This window comes from Yersinia aldovae ATCC 35236, from assembly GCF_000173735.1.
Taxonomy (GTDB): domain Bacteria; phylum Pseudomonadota; class Gammaproteobacteria; order Enterobacterales; family Enterobacteriaceae; genus Yersinia; species Yersinia aldovae.
In genome coordinates, this window is record NZ_ACCB01000130.1 from 1 (window position 1) to 298 (window position 298).

Below are 298 nucleotides of genomic sequence, written 5' to 3' on the forward strand. Positions count from 1 at the left end.
CCAACTCGACCTTTGCGTTAAATGCCATCAACAGCGCAGCGCTGGCGAATGCCACGTTGAAACTGTCGGCGAATAACGTGACCACGGTTGGTACCACCGATCGTACCTTGCACGGGGTGGATCTGAGCGGCGGCACCCTGATCTTTGACGGTGCGGCACCGCAGTCGCAGGCCAGCGGTGTGGTTACGGTGACTGATCTGGCACTGAACAGCGGCACGGTCAGCGTAACGGGCACGAGTAGCTGGAATAACAGTAATCCGGTTATCGCACCGAACCTGTCGATCCTCGATCAGGATCG

Annotated in this window: 1 protein-coding gene; it reads left to right on the forward strand. The window is 58.4% G+C overall.

The features are described 5' to 3' along the window. Positions 1 to 298 (forward strand): hypothetical protein (locus YALDO0001_RS19560; RefSeq protein WP_042840700.1); only part of this gene is annotated, 298 nt, incomplete at both ends.